Genomic DNA, 19,425 nt, shown 5'->3' on the forward strand with positions numbered 1-19,425 from the left:
GATAAGACGCTATAGACCGACTTGTTAGACGTTGTAGGCCTTTGTTATTTTTATAGCCGCAACAGTTATAACCATCGCCGCTAAAAGCAAGATAACGCTCCACTGAAGTACAGCCAGTTTTTTCTTGAGCGGCGCGGGAAAACTATTTAAGCCATCAATGCTGACCCCGCCGTGCTTAAGGTAAATACCTGGGAAAGTAACATTTCCCGATATACCACCTACCAGTAACAGTTTCCCCCAGGGACCAGCGTGCCGGAGTGGTGCGCGATTCATTACAGCAGAGCAATTTTTTAGACGCTCCAACATCTCGTCCATTCGCGCACATGCTAAATGTAGGCATATGCCGATCCAAATGAATAAACCAAGAAGAACAGCACCAAACGAAAGGACGGAAAGATCATATGCGGAGTTAACTAAATTCATCTGCTTTTCTCATAAAAACAAAGGGGACAGATTTATTTACTTGTCTATCTCGCTGAATCCTCCCATCCCTGTGTCCATCAGCCCTGAACAATCGCAGGAAGACTTAAAATAAATGAGACGGATCTATTTTTCTCAAAGAAAATAAATCAGCCCCTTTCTCTGTTAAATGCAGACGTGGAGGTAAAAGCTGATATCAGCAACGAGGGGACAGATTTATTTTACTCAGAAAATAAACCCGTCCCCTTTCCCAAGGCTCGTATCGAACTAAGATCCTTATACCTGCTACCGCTTCAATACTTGCCTAACACTATCCGACTAATCTAAGCCTCAGCATCCGTCTCCGCCTCCGCCTCCGCCTCCGCCTCCGTCAAACCCAAAGTACTTGGCGAGTCAATTTTTATCAATTCAGGCTTTCGTCTTTTTGGATAGTCCTCCCAGAATACTGAATATTCACTTCGCTCTTGCAGCCAAAACATTAGTTGAGAATTTGGATAACCAAGCAAATTCCCTGGAGCTATAACTACAGGATGATTATACATTTGACCTGGCAACCCAGAAGCGAAATGAGGACCAAATGTTATTAGCTCCCTATTAGCGTAATCAGTGTATGCATACTCCACAACACCATATCTATTTTCTTTCTTTGAAGTCAGCCAAAACTGCTTAGGGAAATATCGATTAATATCGGCACTTTCAAGTGCCTGGGACAACCGTGCCGCACATGCAATCATTCTGTCCGCATCAGGGAAATTATATTCGTCTCTATGGTGGTCAATACCATTTCGAATCGAGGCTAAACCTGCCTGGTGAATCAGTCGCGAAATAGACAAAAAACCTTCTTTATGCTTTATAAGTTCTGTTAAGTCAGTATCCGCCCAAAGCTGCGTATGACGAAATGGGAACGGTCTAAGCTTATCGTCATTATAATGCGGAAGATCACTATCTGGCTTTTTCAAAAAATCCCGATTTTCATCTTCTAGAGATTCAATCCAAACAGCGGTTTTATTTAGGTACTGCAATAACGTGCCAAGAGCATTATTACCCTTGGGAGACCAAGAAACTACAACTTCATCCCCTTCCTGCTTGAAGCCAAGCGCGTGACTCACACTACGTCGAGCAACATCTATGTCGTAGTGAAACCTATTGGCAGCAAAGTGATCATTATGAAGCAACCAAACATTGTAAGATATGAAACTATCAAGAAACTCCTCTAATGATACAAACAGGTTAACTCCGACGGACCGTATTGCCTCACGATCGTTTTCTGTATCGATCGACGGAATGGACAATAACTTTTCATTAAAATCACTAAGCCTTGACTTAAGCCGTTTCAAGGTATCGCTGTATCCTGAGGGATTAAACCCCAGCTTCCAAAGCATTTTTTCTACCGAAATATCATCACTCGAGGTGACATGGCTCAATGCGAGCTTCACTTCAGTGCATATTCTCTTCGTCAAAGCTGCGCTGGACAATACAAGCTCTTTAACTACTACTTCTGGCCCTTTATCCCTAATGTAATTGAATAGTGATTCTCGAGGGCTTTTCCCGCCAGCCTGCCGAAGTTTCCACGCAAGTTCATTTAACACACCTTCAGACTCGTAAGCCTGCCAAATAAGAGCGGATAAATTTGAAATTGCATTCGGTTGATAAGAACGTATACCTAGCACAGATAGCTCAGAGCGTTGGTCTTGCCCTCTTCCGGCAGCACTAAATTCCGGCCGCCTTATATCACCTAGTGGTATTTTTATTACTTTTTTCGCTACTAACTCATCAACGTATTCTACTAGCGAGCCATCATCCAAATACATTAGCAGTTGCAGTTGCTCTTCCGGTGTTAATCGGCTTGCTACTTCATCCGGAGATCCTTCGCTATTTGATTTTTTCCTTGGGGGCTTTGACAAAATCTGCCTAAGTGCTAGCTTACCAACTCCCCTGAGCGCATGCGCAGTTAACGCCAATCTTTCTTGACCAACAATGCAGTCCGCAATCATCTCAATTACATCTGAATATTTTCGCCCATTCTCCCAGCGCGAATCCCTATGACGCCATTTTAGTTCCTCTTTCCATTCAGAGGGGGGACCAAATTCATCAATAGCTTGCCTATTAATCCCGCGAAAAATTCGATTGATTGCGGTTTGATGCGGTAATAAATCCACGTGATGTATCGTATTACAACCCGTATCTTCACAGTGCCACAACGGAAGTTTTAGATTTGGATATATCGCTCTAGGTTCAGTCGAGGTTATGATCCCAAATGGTCCTATAACGGTATTACCAACCTGATATACCCCCTTAGGAGTTCCCTCGAGGAGCTTATCTACGTCATGCGGCAACAGGTGATTTGGCCTGTTGATTTGCGCAAGATCATGGAATCGATCATATAAGCACCTTCCAAATCGATACGGAAGGCGTATTCGCCCACTCAAAATCTCTCTTTCTAAAAGAGCTGCAACCCCTTCAATATCTGAATGTTCATGTGAGAAAAAAACATCGTGATGATTAAACTTAGAAAATAAGGCTAAATAAAAATCCGCCTCTTCCCCGTCAATATAAGTCTCTCTAACTGAGCTAGCAAACAGTTCGCCTTTTTCGCAAAGCTTTAACAAAACCGGCCAGCTTTTATCAGCAGTGTATCCTTCAGGATAAACTGCATTTTTCCACAACACACTTAGTGAAAAGGCTTTTTCGAGAGAGTCAACTCCCTCCACTGTTTCTAATTCTACAGCGATATCAACATTTGATTTCCACATATAATTTCCCTATTTCCGTGAGATCGGCCGCTACAATTGGCAATTGGCAATTGGCAATTGGCACGCCAATGCCCGGAGTACTTGGAAAAGGTGACAGATCTATTTTATTTTCGAACAAATAAATCCGCCCCCTTCCCAAGAATCTATAAATCCTCTGGCAGCGCGGCAATCAATTCTTTAGGATCCTTACCACTTTGAAGCTCATTCCAAACCACTAGAATCACATTATTATTTCTAACCAACCAATCGCTGACGTCGGAGTCATATTTTTTATCTAGGTTCCCTTCAATTCTCGCGCCATCTTTAACTCGATAGCTAGCGACATGATGACGACGACCGTAATCGACATGTACATGGGGCATGGAGTGGCCTACTTCTTGATAAATTTTGACCTTCAGTAGTTTTCGCTTGGCCAATAGAGCCTCGACGAACCCAGAGTTCGAACTCCGGACAGACCCCGTAATTAAATCAGTCTGTGCCAGTAGACGTTGCAACTCATACAGCTCGGCTTTCAATTTCATGTTTAAACTCTAATATTTATGAAGTTTTGCAAAAAATCGACAAACTCAATCAACCCTGGACGTCACATGAAAACTAGAATGCTTCCACAGGTTTCTTGGCCGCCTGAATAATCTTATTAGCCTCTAACCGCGGAAACGAAAACCGGATCAACACCCCCGCATCAGCTCCCTCACCCGCAAGTACCAACTCAGCAGACCGGATATTTTCAGGCGATGCGTTCAGCGCGCTAACCGCATTCGCCTGCCCTTTGGCATTCACACCTTCCAGAAACGTATAGGTCAGACTCTCGGAGGTAAGGCCGACCTGTTCAAAGTTGGATAACTTCGCTGTTAACTCGTCTTTACTACTCACTTTCTTCGCAACTTCAATCACGTCCAGCATTGACTTATCATCGGTCATGGAAACCAAAGTGAACGTCTTGGAAAGCCCTGCAATGGCTTTGCCATACAAATCCTGATCGAACGGGCTGATTAACGACACCATGATCAGCTTGTCACCCGAAAACACCAACGCCACGGTGAATTTCTCTTCCAGGAAGTCGACGTCGTCGATGCACCTGGCCGTGCCGCCGACATCCTCGGAGCAATCGTAGTAGCCAGCGGCTTCGGTGTAACTCGCGAGAGGAGATTGATAGACGTAATTCTTGAAGAGCTTTTCTTCGGCGGCGGCGCTTTGCGCGAATGCAAAAATGCCGGCGGCGGCGAAAGCAAATGACGCGATTCTCGTCAGCATAGGATCCCTTCCTCAAACAGCTCACTAGTTAGTAGCCAGATGCTATCAGTACGTCTTGTAGCTGTCTCGCTCAATCCCACAGCTACGCGTGCTCATCGCAATAGGACTCGCCTAAGCCCTGCAACCCCAATCCTGATAAACTCCCCACCTCCCAGCCCCACCCATCTCAGAACCGCCAATGCCCCCAATCACCGCCACACCCGCCCCGCTCTCCCGCCGCTTCTCCGTCGCCCCGATGATGGATTGGACCGACCGCCATTGCCGTTTTTTCCTGCGCCTGCTCTCCAAGCACGCCCTCCTCTACACCGAAATGGTCACCACCGGCGCGCTGCTCAACGGCGATCACGACCGCTTCCTGCGTCACAACGAAGCCGAACACCCGCTCGCCCTGCAACTCGGCGGCAGTGTGCCGCTGGATCTGGCGATGTGTGCACGCATGGCGCAGGAGCACGGTTACGACGAGGTGAATCTGAATGTCGGCTGCCCGAGTGATCGGGTGCAGAACAATATGATCGGTGCGTGCCTGATGGGGAATCCGCAGTTGGTGGCTGATTGTGTGAAGGCGATGCGGGATGCGGTGTCGATTCCGGTGACGGTGAAGCATCGGATCGGGATTAATGGGCGGGACAGTTATGAGGAGTTGTGTGATTTCGTCGGCACGGTTCGGGATGCCGGGTGCACGAGTTTTACGGTGCATGCGCGGATTGCGATTCTGGAGGGGTTGTCGCCGAAGGAGAACCGCGATATTCCGCCTCTGCGTTATGACGTGGCGGCGCGGTTGAAGACGGATTTTCCGGAGTTGGAGATTATTCTCAACGGCGGGATCAAGACGCTGGAAGCCTGTCACGAGCATTTGCAGACGTTCGACGGCGTGATGTTGGGTCGTGAGGCCTATCACAACCCTTATGTGATGGCTGAGGTGGATCAGCAACTGTTCGGTAGCACGGCGCCGGTGATCAGCCGGGCCGAGGCTCTGGCGCAGTTGCGGCCTTATATAGCCGCGCATATCGATGCGGGCGGCTCGATGCACCACATCACTCGGCATGTGCTGGGACTGGGCACCGGGTTTCCGGGGGCGCGCAAGTTTCGGCAGTTGTTGTCGGTGGATATTCACAAGGCAAAAGAGCCTTTGGTGTTGCTGGACCAGGCGGCGGAGTTGCTTGAGGGGCGTTAACGGTCGCTTGGGTTGAACCTGTGGTCTGATTTGGCATCGTATTTACCGATACCGCGCCCCGCCTTTCAAACAGCCGTTTTCCGGATGTTGCCGCTGGGGCCCTCGATACGTACACGCACCCTTGAGTGGCTGTCAGCGCTCGGGTAATGTCATTAGACCCATAGGACAGAGCACGCCCATGACTTCCAAGCTGGAACAACTCAAACAAATGACCACCGTAGTTGCCGACACCGGCGACTTCGAAGCTATCGCTCGCGTTAAACCCGTGGACGCTACCACCAACCCTTCCCTGCTGCTCAAAGCGGCGGCCATTCCCGGTTATGCCGAGTTGCTGAACGCTTGCGTCAGCGACTGCAAGGGCGATGTGGGCCTGGCCAGCGACCGTTTTGGCGTTGCGGTAGGGCAAGAAATCCTGAAAGTGATCCCTGGCCGCATTTCCACTGAAGTGGATGCGCGCCTGTCGTTCGACACTGACGCCGTATTGAAGCGTGCGCACCGTCTGATCGAACTGTACGACAAGGCCGGTATTGGCCGTGACCGCGTGCTGATCAAGATCGCTTCCACCTGGGAAGGCATCCGCGCTGCCGAAATCCTGGAAAAAGAAGGCATTCAGTGCAACCTGACGTTGCTGTTCTCGTTCGCTCAGGCTGCAGCGTGTGCTGACGCCGGGGTATTCCTGATTTCGCCGTTCGTGGGTCGCATCTACGACTGGTACAAGAAAGCCAACGGCAACGACTACACCGGCGCGGATGATCCGGGCGTGCAGTCGGTGACGCGCATCTACAACTACTACAAGGCCAATGACTACAAGACTGTGGTCATGGGCGCGAGCTTTCGTAACCTGAATCAGATCGAGCAGCTGGCCGGTTGCGATCGCCTGACCATCAGCCCGGATCTGATTGATAAGCTGGCGGCGGATACTGGCAAGCTGGAGCGCAAATTAGCCCCGGGTCATGCCGGTGAAGCTCGTTTGAACTTGAATGAAGCGCAGTACCGTTGGTTGTCCAACGAGGATGCGATGGCGACCGAGAAACTGGCTGAAGGTATTCGTCAGTTCGCTCGCGACCAGGAAAAGCTTGAGGCGCTGTTGCAAGCCAAGCTGTGATCTAGTTCAAGGCAATGCAAAAAGGGCGAACCTTAATGGGTTCGCCCTTTTTTATGCGTTGAATTTGGGTATTGGATGGGCTTCGCACTGAAGGATGTGGTGCTTGTTATGGCGCCATCGCGGGCAAGCCCGCTCCCACAGGGGATTTGTGATGGATCGCGATAGTGTTTACGACTGAGGTTATGTGGGAGCTGGCTTGCCTGCGATAGGGCCTGTAAGGCCCACATCACTTTCAGGTGATCAGTGACGCTCGAGCGCATTCACCAGATCATGAAACGCTTCACGATTGGAGTCGTTCAACCCCATGAGGATCTTGTGCGCTTCAAGCACTTTGATCCGCACCACTTCTTCGGACTGATCCTGGTCTGGCAGGTCGGTCAGGCACTCAGGGCACGGGATCGGGCGGTCAACGATGTTGAACACTTGCTCGAAGCCCATGGACTGCAGCAGACGGGTGATGTCTTCGTGGGTGGTGACGACGGTCGGCAGCAAGCCGACCTTTTGCCGCGACAGGATCGACAGCTTGGCCAAAAGGCCAAGGGTGGTGCTGTCGATGCTGCGGGTTTCGGTCAGGTCGATCACGATCGCGTTGAAGTTCAACGCCGTGAAGATCCGCTCAATAGTCGCATCCAACGCCGAGCACAGGGTCAGGCGAACTTCACCGACGAACTTCAGGACGAAGGTGCCATCCTGCTCGGCGAACTGGATTCTACCGGTACTCATTAAAGATTCCTGCTCAACACCAACAGGGCGATATCATCCGGCATCTCCCCTAGCGTGGCCAATCCAAAAACCTGCCGCAGACCATCCAGGCTGCCGCCCGCTGCCTTGACCCGTTGGGGCAAAGCCGCTTCTTTTTCTTTGAGTGTAGGTTCTGGCAAAAGGTCCAGAATGCCATCGGACATCAGCGTCAGGCTGAACGTCGACGGCAGCTCCAGTACGTGGTCTTCGTAGGTGGCTTCATTGAAGAGGCCCACCGGCAGACCACGCCCTTCCAGATAACAAACACTGTCTGGCGTGTACAACACAGGCAACGGCAAATGACCGCCGATGCTATAGGTCAACAAACCTGTCTCCTCGTCGATGACTCCACCGACCATTGTGACGTGTTTACCCAGCTTACAACTGATCAGGCCTCGGTTGATATGACCAAGAACCTCTGAAGGCTTGAATTCCGGCAATGTACCGCTGCGCTTGGACTCGAACAGCAAGCGCGTGGTCATGAACTTCAGCAACACGGTAACGAAGGCTGAAGAGGCGCCATGACCGGAAACGTCCGCCAGGTAGAAGGCTACCCGACGCTCGTCGACCCGAAAGTAGTCGACGAAATCACCCGACAGGTACAGCGACGGAATGATCTGGTGAGCAAACTGGAACTCGTTGATGGTCCAGGGACTGACCGGCAGCATGTTCATCTGCACCTGGCGACCGGCGTTCTGGTCTTCCTGGAGCAGGTTCAGGCTGGCGGCGAGCTCGCGGTTGGCCTTTTCCAGCTTCTCGCGGTAGCGCTGGTTTTCCAGCAGCAGGCGCGCACGATCCAGGGCCCGGCGCACAGAGTGCTCGAGCACAGCCAGATCTTCGAGAGGCTTGATCAGGTAGTCCGCCGCGCCCAGGCGCAGGGCCTCGACCGCGTCGTTCATCACGCCGGCGCCCGAAACCACGATCACCGGGGTTTGTGGCGACAGCTCGGTGACCTGGCGAATGAGTTCGAGTCCGCCCATCTGTGGCATGCGCAGATCGCAGATGACCAAGTCGGGCTTGTCTTGCTCGAATACCTGAAGACCCTGCTGGCCATTGCTGGCCTGCAAGACGCTGAAACCACTGTCTTCCAAATAGGCGGCGAGGCTCGCGCGCACTACTTCGTCATCATCGATTATCAGCAGCGTGGCACTGGTTTTTGGCATGTGGGCAAACGGCGCCAGAATTAGGTTGGCGTAGCAGGCAGGGGCTTTGTCCCGGCTCACACTACTGGATTCGCTTTCTAGCCTCTCTACTGCACTGTTTTCGAGCATTTGCCCTACACACAGGTACACCAGAGGTGCCCTTCTAAGGCGCAGACGGTACTCCCATCCGCGGGGCGTTTCAAGCTCACGCCGATGGTCGCTTGACGTCTTTCCATTTCAAATCACCGGGAGTTATAAGAACCGGCAAAACCGTAACGTAATGGAAGGTTCGAATCCATCAGTCAAACCGCCCCGGAAGCCAAACGAAAGAAGGCGGCCCACTGGCCGCCTTCTTCGTTTTACCGGTCGAGATCAAAAATCGTCTTCGACCTGGCCGTCTTTGACTTTGAATTCGCGGTTCTGCAAGTACGCATTGCGGATGAAGGTGTACTTGTCGCCGGTGATCAGCTTCTCGCTCGACAGCAGGTTGGCGCGGGTGTCGATGATGTTCAGGCCGAAGATCGAGTTACGCACGGGCACGTCGTTGATGTAAGGGTACGGGCCGGTGTAGCCGTCGACATACTTGGACGGCGCGTCACGCAAGGTGCTTGGGCCCAGAAGCGGCAGCATCACGTAAGGGCCGCTGCCTACACCCCAGTAGCCGAGGGTCTGGCCGAAGTCTTCGTCATTGCGTTGCAGGCCCATCTTGGTGCCCACATCAAAGAAGCCCAGCAGGCCGAAAGTGGTGTTGAAAATCAAGCGTGCGGTGTCGACGCCAGCGGCGGCCGGTTTGGCCTGCAAAATATCGTTGGCAAGGTTGGTGACTTCACCGACGTTGCGGAACATGTTGTGGATGCCGTCTTCAAGGAACTGCGGCGTCACGAACTGATAGCCCTGGGCCAAAGGCTTCAGCGCATACGTGTCGAGCACATCGTTGAACTTGTAGATCGGGCGGTTGATGCTTTCCCAAGGGTCGTCTTCCGAGGCTGCCTGGGCAACGAACGGAACCAGCAATACGCTGGTAAACACACAAAACTGAGCTAGATGATTGCTCCAGCGCATAGAAAAACTCCTTGGATTGTACTGGCGCGGGCGCTTGGCCCAAGCGTTAAGCGGGCTAGTATAAGACGGAAAAGCCGCTTTAGGCAGCTTGCGGATCATTCGTGATGATTGTGAGCGATTCACATCAGTGTCACTCAACTGTCACCGTCGCCCCCTAGCCTTGAGGCTATTTCAGGGACGTTGATATGCCGCACGCCGAAACCTTGCCCCACATTGCGCCCAACCTGACCGCCGTACTGTTCGGCCTCAGTGGTTGCCTGGTGGATTTCGGTGCCCGCACACGTGCACACGGCATCCCCTCTGCCATGCACGCCGAGGCCACGCCCGGCGCGCTGGATAGCCTGCGCAGCTTGCAGCATCAGCAGATTCCCTGTGCCTGGCTCGATGAACTCCCCCCTGCCCTCAGCCATTCCCTGGCCGCTGCCTTGCCTTCATGGATCAAACCCTCGCAACACCCCGAAACAAACAATCCATGGCCGGCACCGCACGCCTGCTGGCAAGCCTTGATGACGTTGAATGTTGAACGACTGGAGGGTTGCGTGCTGGTCAGCGGCGAACCGCGATTGCTGCAAGCGGGGCTCAATGCCGGTTTGTGGACGATTGGGCTGGCGTCCTGCGGCTCACTCTGCGGCCTGGCGCCCAACGAATGGCAGGCGCTGACTCAGCAGGAACGGGAATTCAAACGCGGCAAGGCAACGATGCAACTGTTCGGTCTGGGTGTGCATTCGGTGATCGATCACCTCGGTGAACTCGACACCTGCCTGGCCGACATCAGCCTGCGCCGGCTCAAGGGCGAAAAGCCCTGATCGAGATCATGCAGGTTGCGCGCGAGTGGATTAATCTAAAGGTCAAGCCATAGACCTTTGGCGTGCTGCTGCGGTCTATGCCAGTGCCTATCGATAAAAGGAAGAACGCCATGCCTGCCCGCGAACTGCAACAACAGCTCAATACTCTGCGCGAGCAATTGGAACAGAATCCACCGCTGACCGAAGCCGAGCGCGAAGACCTGCACGCGCTGATGCAACAAATCGAACTGGAAATTGAGCTGGAAACCAAAACCCAGGACTCCAGCCTCTCCGACAATGTGAACCTGGCCGTCGAGCGTTTCGAAATCGAACATCCAACCCTTGCTGGCACCTTGCGCAACATCGTGCAAGCCCTGGCCAACATGGGGATCTGAACCCGCTGAATACAAAAAAGCCCCGCTAGTGATAGCGGGGCTTTTTCATATCTGCAATTTGAAATGCGATCCCCTGTGGGAGCGGGCTTGCTCGCGAAGGCGGAGTGTCAGTCACCATTGATGTTGAATGTAACGGCCCCTTCGCGAGCAAGCCCGCTCCCACAGGGGTTATTTATTGACGGACCAGACGGTGGTTTGGCAGTTGAACGGTTTCAGTACTGCGATACGGGTTGATGTCCAACCCACCGCGCCGCACATACCGCGCATACACCGTCAATTTCTCCGGTTTCAACAACCGTTGCAGGTCGAGAAAAATCCGCTCCACGCACTGCTCGTGGAAGTCGGAGTGCTGACGGAAGCTCACGATGTATTCCAGCAAACTCGCGTGATCCAGTGCCGCGCCACGGTATTCCACCGCCACGCTGCCCCAGTCCGGCTGACTGGTGACCGGGCAGTTGGATTTGAGCAAATGGCTGTGCACGCTCTCCTCCACGATGCGTGATTCATCGCAACGCAGCAGTTCCGGACGCGGATGCTCATAGTTGCTGACGCTGATGTCCAGATCATCTATGCACACGCCCGGCAACGCCACGACGCCTTCGGCCTCGACGTCCTTCAGGCTGCGAATCCGCACGCCGACCGGTTTACCGGCAGCAGCCGACAGGTCTTTCGCCAACGTCGCCTCAAGGCTCGCGGTGTCGGCAAACGGTGTCTGGTTCAGGGAATTGAGGTACAGCTTGAACGACTTCGATTCGATGATATTCGGCGAATCCGCCGGGATACTGAATTCACCAATGGCCACCACTGGTTTGCCGGACGGCAACAGCCACGACAGCTCGAAGCAATTCCAGAAATCCACGCCCTTGTACGGCAGGGTTTCAGCCGTCAGGCCCAGCTCGGCCCATTTCGCGGTGCGCGGGATCGGGAACAGCAAGGACGGCGTGTAGGTGGCGATGTATTCGCTGGATTTGCCCAGCGGCGAGTGTTCGGCTGCGGGATGCATGGCGGAAACCTGACTGAAGAATCAGCGGATTCTACCAGCCTTTGCTCCCGCCTTTGAGTGCTTACTGACTGACAGTCAACTTGCCGACCATGCCAGCCTGGTAATGACCGGGGATGTTGCAGGCAAATTCCAGGTTTGTGGCCTTGGTGAAGGTCCAGGTCAGCTCGGCGGTTTTACCCGGTTCTACGAGCACGCTGTTAGGGTCGTCGTGCTTCATGCCGTGATCCATACCGGCCGTTGCGCCGTGGTCCATTTCCTTCATACCTGTAGGCGTCAGCATGCCGTTCTGCTGCATCTTCATCATTTCCTGCTGATGTTTGGCGTGCATTGCCGCATCACCGAGGTTGAATTCGTGCAACAACTGCCCTTTATTCACCAACACAAAACGAACCGTCTCACCGGCCTTGATATCAATCGCCTTGGGCGTGAACGACATGTCGCCCATGACGACTTCAACGCTGCGAGTCGCCTTTGCCGCCGGGGCCGGTTAGCCGAAGTCGTAGGTATGTGCCGGGGCAGCCCACGCTGGCGAGCTCAGCGCCAGCAAACACGCGACGCGCACCAGTGAATTGCGCAAAAACATAGTCGTACTCCAACAAGATAAGGTTCAGCCTGTGGAAAACTCTAAACTACTGCGACTGCCCGCAACCTGACAGCCAGATTACAACTTTGTCAGGTTGACCTGTATTAACGCTGCCCACGGTATAAAGCGTTCGTTCCATTTGCCTCGAGTCGCCCATGAAACTGCTGATCGTCGAAGACCAACCGAAAACTGGCCACTACCTGCGCCAGGGCCTGACCGAGGCCGGTTTCAACACTGAACTGGTGGCGGACGGCAGCACCGGCCAGCAACTGGCGCTGACCGGCGATTACGCCCTGTTGATCCTCGATGTGATGTTGCCCGGTCGCGATGGCTGGCAGATTCTGCAAGCGGTGCGCGGTGCCGGTCTCGACACGCCGGTACTGTTTCTGACAGCACGCGACGCGGTGGAGGACAGAGTCCACGGCCTCGAACTGGGCGCCGACGACTACCTGGTCAAACCGTTCGCCTTCTCCGAACTGTTGGCCCGGGTCCGCAGCCTGTTGCGCCGTGGTAACGCCACACCTCAGGAAACCAGCCTGCAACTGGCGGACTTACGTCTGGACCTGATCCGCCGCCGGGTCGAACGCAGCGGTCAACGCATCGACCTGACGGCCAAGGAATTCGCCCTGCTGGAAATGCTCCTGCGCAGGCAAGGCGAAGTCCTGCCCAAGTCGTTGATCGCTTCCCAGGTCTGGGACATGAATTTCGACAGTGACACCAATGTCATCGAAGTGGCGATCCGTCGTTTGCGCCTGAAGATCGACGATGAATTCCCGAACAAGTTGATTCACACCGTGCGTGGCATGGGTTACGTCCTTGAAGAGCGCCCCGCCTGATGCGTCGACTTTCGTTAAGCAGTCGACTGGCGCTGCTGTTTGCGGCGTGCACCGCCGTGGTGTCGCTGTTTGCCGGGGTGTTGTTCAGCCGGGCCAGTGAAGCGCATTTCGTTGAACTCGATCAACAGTTGCTGGACGGCAAGTTGATTGGTTTGCGTCGGGCACTTCATGACATTCAGTCGAGTGAAAGCGAAGTCAAACTGGCCGATGAATTGAGCCGACAGGCCGATCTGTCGCTGCGGATCACCGGTAGCGACGGCAAGCGCTGGTATGACAGCTCAACGCACCTGCCTCAGGCATTGCCGACCCAACCTGGCTTGTCCACGGTGAGCAGCGAAGGTACGGACTACCGCGTCCTCAACGCTCCGTTGTACCTCGACAAACCTGACTCGCCGCAGTTGACCTTGCTGCTGGACATCACCCATCACCAGCACTTTCTGCAACGCATGCAGCACCTTATCTGGCCGACGGTCGGTTTGTCAGCACTGGCCACTGCCCTGCTCGGTGCCTGGGCCGCGCGCAGTGGGTTGCGGCCGTTGCGGCGCATGAGTGCGGTTGCCAGTGGCGTTTCAGCGCAGTCGCTCAATGCCCGCTTGCCCGAAGAAAATATGCCGCCAGAACTCGCGGAAATGGCCCACAACTTCAATGCCATGCTCAGACGCCTCGACGACTCTTTTCAGCGGCTCTCGGCCTTCTCCGCCGACATCGCCCATGAATTGCGCACGCCGTTGTCGAACCTGCTGACCCATACCCAAGTCACCCTCACCCGCCCACGCCCCATCGAGGATTACCGAGAAGCACTGCACAGCAACCTCGAAGAACTGCAATGGATGGCGCAACTGGTCAACGACATGTTGTACCTGGCCAAGGCTGACCACGGATTGTTGATGCCCAAGCGCGAACCGCTGGAGCTGGCTGAAGAAGCGGATTTATTGCTGGAGTTTTTTGCGCCGTTGGCGGAGGACGCTCAGGTCAGGTTGAGTCGTGAAGGCAGTGCGCGCATGGAGGGCGATCGCAGCATGTTGCGTAGGGCGCTTTCCAATTTGCTGGACAATGCGTTGCGGTTTACGCCGGTCGAAGGCGAGGTTCGGGTGCGGATTATTGATCAGCCTAAGGGATTGAGTCTGACGGTCGAGAACTGCGGCGACGGAATTGACGGGGCGTTGCTGCCGCGTTTATTTGATCGCTTCTACCGGGCTGATCCGGCACGCCAGGAAGGCAGTAGTGAACATGCGGGGCTGGGATTGGCGATCACTCAATCGATCATCCGCGCCCATGGCGGGCAGATTCGCTGTGAATCGGATAACGGGTGGACGCGGTTTGTGATTGAGTTGCCCAAGGGAGATTGAGGCCAGCAGGACTGGCCCCTTCGCGAGCAAGCCCGCCCCCACATTGGATTTGAGTCGTTCACGAATGTGTGGCTCAACTCGGTCAAATGTGGGAGCGGGCTTGCTCCGGGCGGCGTTCCGACGAAAGCGGCCTATCAGACTACGAATACCGCAACGCGGTAGCCGGCTCGACTTTCGCCGCACGCCATGCCGGGTAAACGGTGGCGAGGAAGCTCAGAATGAACCCGGCGGAGCAGATCAACACCACATCCGCACCCTGCAGTTCGGACGGTAAGTTACTGACGAAGTACACGTCGGAACTGAAGATGTGCTGCCCGCTGACCCGCTCCATCCAGCCCACCAGCTCACTGACGTTCAGCGCCGCAATCACGCCGAGCACACCACCAATCAACGTACCGACAACCCCGATCACGGTGCCCTGCACCATGAAGATCGCCATGATCTGCCGCGGCGTGGCGCCGATGGTACGCAGGATCGCGATGTCCGCGCCCTTGTCGTTCACCACCATGATCAGGGTTGCGATGATGTTGAACGCCGCCACGGCGACGATCATCAACAGCAGCAGGCCAATCATGGTTTTTTCCATCTTCATCGCACTGAACAGACTGCCCTGCGTGTGGGTCCAGTCATCAGCCTTGTAAGCGGTGCCCAGCCCGCCAGCAATATCACTGGAAACCTTCGGCGCAGCGTACAAATCCTTCACCGCCAGGCGCACGCTTTGCACCTGATTCGGCGCCCAGTGCTGCATCTGCGCGGCATCGGCCACGTGGATCAGCGCCATGGAGCCGTCCAGTTCGGCGCCGACCTTGAACACGCCGACCACGTTCAACCGCTGCATGCGCGGGGTGATGCCGCCCGGTGCAGTGCTGACTTCCGGCACGATCAGGGTGATCTTGTCGCCGACGTTCAAGCGGAAGCGACGTGCCGTGATCTCGCCGATCACCACGCCGAACTCACCCGGCTTCAAGGCATCGAGACGCCCCTGAACAATGTGCTGGGCGACGATCGACACCTTGCCTTCCAGCGCCGGATCAACGCCGCTGACCTGGATCGGCTGCATCGTCCCCTTGTAGGACAGCATGCCTTCCATCTCGGTGAACGGCACGGCGGCCGTCACTTCAGGATTCTTCATGGCCGCCGCAGCGACGGGCTGCCAATCGTCGATCGGGTTCACGCCGACGATAGTCGCGTGAGGCACCATGCCGAGGATGCGCGAGCTCATTTCACGCTGGAAACCGTTCATGACCGACAACACCACGATCATCGCCAGCACGCCCAGGGCGAGGCCGATCATCGAGGTCATCGAGATGAAGGAAACAAAGCGATTGCGGCGCTTGGCGCGGGTATAGCGCGCGCCGATAAAGATCGATAACGGTCTGAACATTCGCTGGGCACCGTATAAAAATAAAAGACCCGACGTACTGTTCAGTACGCCGGGTTTCGGCCAATCAGATGGGCGTCAGGTAACCTTCCTGCAAATGCAGGACGCGATCCATCTGGCGAGCCAGGTTCATGTCGTGAGTCACCACCAGGAACGCCGTGCGCATCGAAGTGCTGAGTTCCAGCATCAAATCCTGAATGCCCTGGGCGGTGTGGGAGTCGAGGTTACCGGTCGGCTCGTCGAGCATCACCAGGCCTGGGTTGTTCACCAGGGCGCGGGCGATGGCCACACGCTGACGTTCACCACCGGACAATTCGGCCGGTTTGTGTTCCAGGCGATGCCCCAGCCCTACCCGCTCCAGCAATGCCGTCGCACGCTGACGCGCTTGCGGGATAGCCGTCTTGCCGATCAGCAGCGGCATGCAGACGTTTTCCAGCGCGGTGAACTCAGGCAGCAAGTGGTGGAACTGGTAAACGAAACCCAGCGACCGATTGCGCAGCAAACCGCGAGCCTTTTCGTTCAGCGCCGACAGCTCTTCACCGGCCAGCCAGACGCTGCCCTTGGTCGGCGTATCGAGGCCGCCCAGCAGGTTGAGCAAGGTACTTTTGCCCGAGCCCGACGTACCGACAATCGCCACGCGCTCACCCGGATGCAGCTCCAGCTGCAGACCGGCCAGAACCTCTACCGATTCCGGGCCTTCCTCGTAGGATTTGCCCAGGTCGCGGCAGCTCAAGATTGCTTTATCACTCATGCCCAACTCACTCATAACGTAGCGCCTCCGCAGGCTGGGTGCGCGCGGCACGCCAGGCTGGATACAGGGTGGCGAGGAAACTCAGGACCAACGCGGCGGCGCAGACCATCAACACATCCTGGCTCTGCACTTGCGACGGCAGGTAATCGATGAAGTACACGTCGGCGTTGAGGAATTTGTGCCCGATCAGACCTTCGAGGGCCGATATCGCGGCGCTGACGTTCTGCGCGGCGAAGATCCCGACCACGGCGCCGATCAGCGTCCCGACCACACCAATGACGGTGCCCTGCACCATGAAGATCGCCATGATCGAACCCGGTGTGGCGCCAAGGGTACGCAGAATCGCGATGTCGCCCTTCTTGTCGTTCACCACCATCACCAGCGTGGAAATAATATTGAATGCAGCAACGGCGACGATCAGCAGCAACAGCAAACCGATCATGGCTTTTTCCATGCGGATCGCCTGATACAGATTGCCGTGGGTGCGTGTCCAGTCGCGGGCATAGAAATGGTCTTCGCCGAGTTGCTGCGCGATGGTCCACGCGACGCGTGGCGCCTGGAACAGGTCGTCGAACTTCAGGCGGATGCCCTGGACCTGATCCGGTTTCCAGCGATGCAGCTTGGCCAGATCCTGAAGATTGGTGATGCCCAGATAGCCGTCCAGTTCACCGGCGCCGACATGGAAGATGCCGACCACGGTAAAGCGTTTCATGCGCGGGAACATCCCGGCCGGGGTCACGGTGACTTCCGGCGCCACAAACGTCAGTTTGTCGCCGATCGCCGCACCCAGCTTGGCCGCGGCCTTGTCACCGATGACGATGCCGAAACTGCCCGGCGCCAGGTCGTCGAGTTTGCCCTGCTGCATGAAGTTATCAATGATCGAGACCTGCCGTTCCAGCGCAGGGTCGATGGCATTGAGCAGGACCTTGGAGACTTTGCCGTTGTTGGTCAGCAAACCCTGCATCTGCGTAAACGGCGCAACGGCCGTCACCTGCGGGTTCTGCTTGACCTTGGCGGCCAGGCTTTGCCAGTCGCTGATCGGTTCACCGGACTCGATGGTCGCGTGGGGCACCATGCCCAGCACGCGGGTGCGCATCTCATGATCGAAGCCGTTCATGACCGACAGCACCACGATCATCACGACCACGCCAAGGGCGAGTCCGATCATCGAGGTCAGGGAAATGAATGACACAAAATGATTGCGACGCTTTGCACGGGTATAACGCGTGCCAATAAATACGAAGAGAGGTCTGAACATGTCGGGGCTTGTTCGGAGGGAAAAGGAACGTCCTTGTGGCGGGGGTCGATAACCAGCTTTACACTCAGACCACCGCCGCTACCATGGGTTCGCCATGTCGACATTAGATGAAGAAGATCGCCGCGAATACTACCGTATCGAGGACACGATCGCACTGGAAATTCGGCCCCTGTCCGCACCCGAAGCCGCAGGCCAGGATGTGTTGCAGGATGCTTCCCCACTGTTCAACTTGCTCAGCGAGCTGCACCTGAGCGAATTCGAGTCACAGCACCTGTTGCGCCAGATCAGTGAGCGCGACCGGAATCTCGCCGCATTCCTGAAATCCCAGAATAAACGCATCGATTTGCTGAGCCAGGTGATCGCAATCACCGTACTCGGGCAGATCGGCGAGCCGCAGCCGGTGATCATTTCCGAAGGCGGGATCGAATTTCAGCATCCGACGCCCATTGCCGAGGACGCGCACCTGTCGGTCAAACTGGTGCTGATGCCGCAAGCCCTCGGCCTTTTGCTGCGAGCCCGGGTCACCCATTGCGATCGCAAAGGCGACGGCTACGACGTCGGCACCGAGTTCGAATACCCGACCGATGCCCAGCGCCAATTGCTGGCCCGCTACATTTTGCAGAAGCAGGCCCAGGAACGACGCCTGGCCCGCGAACAAAACGAATCAGGCATTTAATTTAAGGAAGAACCGTGACTCTCATCTACGGCCATCGCGGCGCCAAGGGCGAAGCACCGGAAAATACGCTGACCAGTTTTCAGCAATGCCTCAAGCACGGCGTGCGCCGCTGCGAACTGGACCTGCACCTCTCCATGGACGGCGAGTTGATGGTCATCCACGACCCGACGCTCAAGCGCACCACCGACCGTCGCGGCAAAGTCGTCGAGCACACGGCGGCCGAGCTGGTGACCTACGACGCGCGCACTGGCGGACCAGGCTGGATCAAACCGTGCCCGATTCCAACACTGGAAGAACTATTCGAGAAATGCGATTTCGAGCACTGGCAACTGGAAGTCAAAAGCGCTTCGCGCACCCGCGCTGCGACTACCGTGCTGGCGATTCGCGAAATGGCTCAGCGTTTCGGCCTGCTCGACAAGGTCACGATCACCTCGAGTTCGCGGGAAGTATTGAAAGCTGCGCTGGACTTCGTGCCGGATGTGTCCCGCGGACTGGTGGCCGAGTACGCCTGGCTCGACCCGCTAAAGGTCGCGCAAAGCTATGGCTGTGAGATTCTGGCGCTGAACTGGACCCTGTGTACGCCGGAACGCCTGCAGAAGGCGCAGCGCCAGGGGCTGCATGTGTCGGTATGGACAGTCAACGAGCCCGCGCTAATGCGCAGACTCGCCGACTTCGGCGTTGACAGCCTGATTACAGACTTTCCCGGTTTGGCCAGCGCCACGCTCGAGAATTGCTGAAATCGGTCTCCCCGGCCGGC

19 protein-coding genes and 1 pseudogene are annotated in these 19,425 nt (G+C 55.5%); 8 read left to right on the top strand and 12 right to left on the bottom strand.

All coding sequences use genetic code 11. The features are described from left to right. Nucleotides 1-24: 24 nt before the first annotated feature. The 4 genes from E3W21_RS21060 to E3W21_RS21075 all read right to left on the bottom strand — a co-directional run bounded on the left by E3W21_RS21060 (nucleotide 25) and on the right by E3W21_RS21075 (nucleotide 4,427). Nucleotides 25-423, bottom strand: coding sequence for a hypothetical protein (locus E3W21_RS21060; RefSeq protein WP_134421732.1), 399 nt, complete (start codon nucleotides 421-423; stop codon nucleotides 25-27). Nucleotides 424-743: 320 nt separating this feature from the next. Then, a complete protein-coding gene (locus E3W21_RS21065) occupies nucleotides 744-3,173 on the bottom strand; it encodes a hypothetical protein (protein ID WP_134421733.1) in 2,430 nt (809 codons plus the stop codon). A 143-nt stretch (nucleotides 3,174-3,316) separates the two neighbouring features. Further along, nucleotides 3,317-3,694 (bottom strand): DUF4160 domain-containing protein, encoded by a 378-nt coding sequence (locus tag E3W21_RS21070; RefSeq protein WP_134421734.1) that lies wholly within the window; start codon nucleotides 3,692-3,694, stop codon nucleotides 3,317-3,319. A 73-nt stretch (nucleotides 3,695-3,767) separates the two neighbouring features. Then, entirely contained in the window at nucleotides 3,768-4,427 is a 660-nt protein-coding gene (locus E3W21_RS21075; RefSeq protein WP_134421735.1) for a hypothetical protein, read from the bottom strand. Between the two features lie 178 nt (nucleotides 4,428-4,605). Here E3W21_RS21075 and dusA point away from each other — a divergent pair, with 178 nt between their 5' ends. Then, nucleotides 4,606-5,601: a tRNA dihydrouridine(20/20a) synthase DusA gene (gene dusA / locus E3W21_RS21080; protein WP_134421736.1), complete on the top strand. Its 996-nt coding sequence runs from the start codon at nucleotides 4,606-4,608 to the stop codon at nucleotides 5,599-5,601. 178 nt (nucleotides 5,602-5,779) lie between these two features. Further along, the gene (gene tal / locus E3W21_RS21085; protein WP_134421737.1) at nucleotides 5,780-6,706 is read left to right on the top strand and encodes a transaldolase; all 927 of its coding nucleotides are present in this window, start codon (nucleotides 5,780-5,782) and stop codon (nucleotides 6,704-6,706) included. Nucleotides 6,707-6,946: 240 nt separating this feature from the next. On the opposite strand, the gene rssC is transcribed toward tal, so the two are convergent. The 3 genes from rssC to E3W21_RS21100 form a co-directional block, all read right to left on the bottom strand. Next, a complete protein-coding gene (rssC, locus tag E3W21_RS21090) occupies nucleotides 6,947-7,429 on the bottom strand; it encodes an anti-sigma factor antagonist RssC (protein ID WP_007935262.1) in 483 nt (160 codons plus the stop codon). Then, the gene (rssB, locus tag E3W21_RS21095; protein ID WP_134421738.1) at nucleotides 7,429-8,610 is read right to left on the bottom strand and encodes a two-component system response regulator RssB; all 1,182 of its coding nucleotides are present in this window, start codon (nucleotides 8,608-8,610) and stop codon (nucleotides 7,429-7,431) included. The genes rssC and rssB overlap by 1 nt, the downstream gene beginning before the upstream one ends. Nucleotides 8,611-8,961: 351 nt before the next feature. Beyond that, on the bottom strand, nucleotides 8,962-9,651 hold the full coding sequence (locus E3W21_RS21100; protein WP_129442944.1) for a VacJ family lipoprotein: 690 nt from the start codon (nucleotides 9,649-9,651) through the stop codon (nucleotides 8,962-8,964). Between the two features lie 185 nt (nucleotides 9,652-9,836). Here E3W21_RS21100 and E3W21_RS21105 point away from each other — a divergent pair, with 185 nt between their 5' ends. Further along, a complete protein-coding gene (locus tag E3W21_RS21105) occupies nucleotides 9,837-10,457 on the top strand; it encodes an HAD family phosphatase (RefSeq protein ID WP_134421739.1) in 621 nt (206 codons plus the stop codon). A 110-nt stretch (nucleotides 10,458-10,567) separates the two neighbouring features. Continuing rightward, nucleotides 10,568-10,831 carry a DUF4404 family protein gene (locus E3W21_RS21110; RefSeq protein WP_129442940.1) on the top strand — a complete coding sequence of 88 codons (264 nt, stop codon included), beginning with the start codon at nucleotides 10,568-10,570 and terminating at the stop codon, nucleotides 10,829-10,831. Between the two features lie 172 nt (nucleotides 10,832-11,003). Here the strand turns inward: E3W21_RS21110 and queF are convergent, their stop codons facing one another. Together queF and E3W21_RS21125 are read right to left on the bottom strand one after the other, a co-directional pair. Further along, the gene (gene queF / locus E3W21_RS21120; protein WP_027921667.1) at nucleotides 11,004-11,834 is read right to left on the bottom strand and encodes an NADPH-dependent 7-cyano-7-deazaguanine reductase QueF; all 831 of its coding nucleotides are present in this window, start codon (nucleotides 11,832-11,834) and stop codon (nucleotides 11,004-11,006) included. A gap of 61 nt (nucleotides 11,835-11,895) precedes the next feature. Then, a pseudogene (locus E3W21_RS21125) lies at nucleotides 11,896-12,417 on the bottom strand (plastocyanin/azurin family copper-binding protein). A gap of 155 nt (nucleotides 12,418-12,572) precedes the next feature. Here E3W21_RS21125 and E3W21_RS21130 point away from each other — a divergent pair. Beyond that, nucleotides 12,573-13,253 carry a heavy metal response regulator transcription factor gene (locus E3W21_RS21130; RefSeq protein ID WP_008151374.1) on the top strand — a complete coding sequence of 227 codons (681 nt, stop codon included), beginning with the start codon at nucleotides 12,573-12,575 and terminating at the stop codon, nucleotides 13,251-13,253. Further along, a complete protein-coding gene (locus E3W21_RS21135; protein ID WP_134421740.1) occupies nucleotides 13,253-14,602 on the top strand; it encodes a heavy metal sensor histidine kinase in 1,350 nt (449 codons plus the stop codon). The genes E3W21_RS21130 and E3W21_RS21135 overlap by 1 nt, the downstream gene beginning before the upstream one ends. A gap of 139 nt (nucleotides 14,603-14,741) precedes the next feature. Here the strand turns inward: E3W21_RS21135 and E3W21_RS21140 are convergent, their stop codons facing one another. The 3 genes from E3W21_RS21140 to E3W21_RS21150 all read right to left on the bottom strand — a co-directional run bounded on the left by E3W21_RS21140 (nucleotide 14,742) and on the right by E3W21_RS21150 (nucleotide 17,992). Further along, complete coding sequence (locus E3W21_RS21140; protein WP_095128737.1) at nucleotides 14,742-15,986, bottom strand: lipoprotein-releasing ABC transporter permease subunit; 1,245 nt, start codon at nucleotides 15,984-15,986, stop codon at nucleotides 14,742-14,744. A 64-nt stretch (nucleotides 15,987-16,050) separates the two neighbouring features. Further along, a complete protein-coding gene (lolD, locus tag E3W21_RS21145; protein ID WP_165353274.1) occupies nucleotides 16,051-16,734 on the bottom strand; it encodes a lipoprotein-releasing ABC transporter ATP-binding protein LolD in 684 nt (227 codons plus the stop codon). Between the two features lie 7 nt (nucleotides 16,735-16,741). Continuing rightward, a complete protein-coding gene (locus tag E3W21_RS21150) occupies nucleotides 16,742-17,992 on the bottom strand; it encodes a lipoprotein-releasing ABC transporter permease subunit (protein WP_134421741.1) in 1,251 nt (416 codons plus the stop codon). A gap of 94 nt (nucleotides 17,993-18,086) precedes the next feature. Between E3W21_RS21150 and E3W21_RS21155 the strand changes: the two genes are divergently transcribed. Both E3W21_RS21155 and E3W21_RS21160 read left to right on the top strand, forming a co-directional pair. Beyond that, nucleotides 18,087-18,668 carry a PilZ domain-containing protein gene (locus E3W21_RS21155; protein ID WP_134421742.1) on the top strand — a complete coding sequence of 194 codons (582 nt, stop codon included), beginning with the start codon at nucleotides 18,087-18,089 and terminating at the stop codon, nucleotides 18,666-18,668. A 14-nt stretch (nucleotides 18,669-18,682) separates the two neighbouring features. Further along, nucleotides 18,683-19,405, top strand: a complete 723-nt coding sequence (locus tag E3W21_RS21160) for a glycerophosphodiester phosphodiesterase family protein (protein WP_056744312.1) — start codon at nucleotides 18,683-18,685, stop codon at nucleotides 19,403-19,405. Nucleotides 19,406-19,425: the final 20 nt, after the last annotated feature.

It is taken from the genome of Pseudomonas sp. F01002, assembly GCF_004402115.1.
Classification (GTDB): Bacteria; Pseudomonadota; Gammaproteobacteria; order Pseudomonadales; family Pseudomonadaceae; genus Aquipseudomonas; species Aquipseudomonas frigoris.

Bases quoted from the DNA above. Each gene is read 5' to 3' on its own strand.
- E3W21_RS21060 (WP_134421732.1), bottom strand. From the start codon at position 423: ATGAATTTAGTTAACTCCGCATATGATCTTTCCGTCCTTTCGTTTGGT.
- rssB (WP_134421738.1), bottom strand. From the start codon at position 8,610: ATGCCAAAAACCAGTGCCACGCTGCTGATAATCGATGATGACGAAGTA.
- lolD (WP_165353274.1), bottom strand. From the start codon at position 16,734: ATGAGTGATAAAGCAATCTTGAGCTGCCGCGACCTGGGCAAATCCTAC.
- tal (WP_134421737.1), top strand. From the start codon at position 5,780: ATGACTTCCAAGCTGGAACAACTCAAACAAATGACCACCGTAGTTGCC.
- E3W21_RS21130 (WP_008151374.1), top strand. From the start codon at position 12,573: ATGAAACTGCTGATCGTCGAAGACCAACCGAAAACTGGCCACTACCTG.
- E3W21_RS21110 (WP_129442940.1), top strand. From the start codon at position 10,568: ATGCCTGCCCGCGAACTGCAACAACAGCTCAATACTCTGCGCGAGCAA.
- E3W21_RS21075 (WP_134421735.1), bottom strand. From the start codon at position 4,427: ATGCTGACGAGAATCGCGTCATTTGCTTTCGCCGCCGCCGGCATTTTT.
- queF (WP_027921667.1), bottom strand. From the start codon at position 11,834: ATGCATCCCGCAGCCGAACACTCGCCGCTGGGCAAATCCAGCGAATAC.
- E3W21_RS21140 (WP_095128737.1), bottom strand. From the start codon at position 15,986: ATGTTCAGACCGTTATCGATCTTTATCGGCGCGCGCTATACCCGCGCC.
- E3W21_RS21100 (WP_129442944.1), bottom strand. From the start codon at position 9,651: ATGCGCTGGAGCAATCATCTAGCTCAGTTTTGTGTGTTTACCAGCGTA.
- E3W21_RS21105 (WP_134421739.1), top strand. From the start codon at position 9,837: ATGCCGCACGCCGAAACCTTGCCCCACATTGCGCCCAACCTGACCGCC.
- E3W21_RS21065 (WP_134421733.1), bottom strand. From the start codon at position 3,173: ATGTGGAAATCAAATGTTGATATCGCTGTAGAATTAGAAACAGTGGAG.
- E3W21_RS21150 (WP_134421741.1), bottom strand. From the start codon at position 17,992: ATGTTCAGACCTCTCTTCGTATTTATTGGCACGCGTTATACCCGTGCA.
- rssC (WP_007935262.1), bottom strand. From the start codon at position 7,429: ATGAGTACCGGTAGAATCCAGTTCGCCGAGCAGGATGGCACCTTCGTC.
- dusA (WP_134421736.1), top strand. From the start codon at position 4,606: ATGCCCCCAATCACCGCCACACCCGCCCCGCTCTCCCGCCGCTTCTCC.
- E3W21_RS21070 (WP_134421734.1), bottom strand. From the start codon at position 3,694: ATGAAATTGAAAGCCGAGCTGTATGAGTTGCAACGTCTACTGGCACAG.
- E3W21_RS21155 (WP_134421742.1), top strand. From the start codon at position 18,087: ATGTCGACATTAGATGAAGAAGATCGCCGCGAATACTACCGTATCGAG.
- E3W21_RS21135 (WP_134421740.1), top strand. From the start codon at position 13,253: ATGCGTCGACTTTCGTTAAGCAGTCGACTGGCGCTGCTGTTTGCGGCG.